This is a genomic window from Bhargavaea sp. GQ12 (genome assembly GCF_059758705.1).
The window spans coordinates 1-1,346 of sequence record NZ_JCAXEU010000040.1; the positions used below are offsets into that span (position 1 = coordinate 1).

The window sequence follows — 1,346 nt, forward strand, 5'->3', positions numbered from 1 at the left end:
ACCCCGGAGTCCCTGATTTCACACTGCCAAGAAAAGCCTCTAACGAGGCGGGAGGCGCCCGTACCGCAAACCGACACAGGTAGGCGAGGAGAGAATCCTAAGGTGATCGAGAGAACTCTCGTTAAGGAACTCGGCAAAATGACCCCGTAACTTCGGGAGAAGGGGTGCTCTATTAGGGTGTTAAAGCCCGAGAGAGCCGCAGTGAATAGGCCCAGGCGACTGTTTAGCAAAAACACAGGTCTCTGCAAAACCGTAAGGTGACGTATAGGGGCTGACGCCTGCCCGGTGCTGGAAGGTTAAGAGGAGAGGTTAGCGCAAGCGAAGCTTTGAATTGAAGCCCCAGTAAACGGCGGCCGTAACTATAACGGTCCTAAGGTAGCGAAATTCCTTGTCGGGTAAGTTCCGACCCGCACGAAAGGCGTAACGATCTGGGCACTGTCTCAACGAGAGACTCGGTGAAATTATAGTACCTGTGAAGATGCAGGTTACCCGCGACAGGACGGAAAGACCCCGTGGAGCTTTACTGTAGCCTGATATTGAATTCCGGTGCAGCCTGTACAGGATAGGTAGGAGCCGTGGAAACCGGAGCGCCAGCTTCGGTGGAGGCACTGGTGGGATACTACCCTGGCTGTATTGGACTTCTAACCCGTGCCCGTGATCCGGGCAGGGGACCGTGTCAGGCGGACAGTTTGACTGGGGCGGTCGCCTCCTAAAGAGTAACGGAGGCGCCCAAAGGTTCCCTCAGAATGGTTGGAAATCATTCGCAGAGTGCAAAGGCAGAAGGGAGCTTGACTGCGAGACCTACAAGTCGAGCAGGGTCGAAAGACGGGCTTAGTGATCCGGTGGTTCCGCATGGAAGGGCCATCGCTCAACGGATAAAAGCTACCCCGGGGATAACAGGCTTATCTCCCCCAAGAGTTCACATCGACGGGGAGGTTTGGCACCTCGATGTCGGCTCATCGCATCCTGGGGCTGTAGTCGGTCCCAAGGGTTGGGCTGTTCGCCCATTAAAGCGGTACGCGAGCTGGGTTCAGAACGTCGTGAGACAGTTCGGTCCCTATCCGTCGCGGGCGCAGGAAATTTGAGAGGAGCTGTCCTTAGTACGAGAGGACCGGGATGGACACACCGCTGGTGTACCAGTTGTCCTGCCAAGGGCATCGCTGGGTAGCTATGTGTGGACGGGATAAGTGCTGAAAGCATCTAAGCACGAAGCCCCCCTCAAGATGAGATTTCCCATGGCGCAAGCCAGTAAGATCCCTCGAAGAAGACGAGGTGGATAGGTCCGGGGTGGAAGTGTGGCGACACATGGAGCTGACGGATACTAATCGATCGAGGACTTCTCCTCA

Annotated in this window: 1 rRNA gene; it reads left to right on the forward strand. The window is 55.9% G+C overall.

What is annotated here, in order from left to right:
• Positions 1-1,345 (forward strand): 23S ribosomal RNA (locus AC6CHQ_RS16230); the annotation flags it as partial.
• Position 1,346 lies beyond the last annotated feature (1 nt).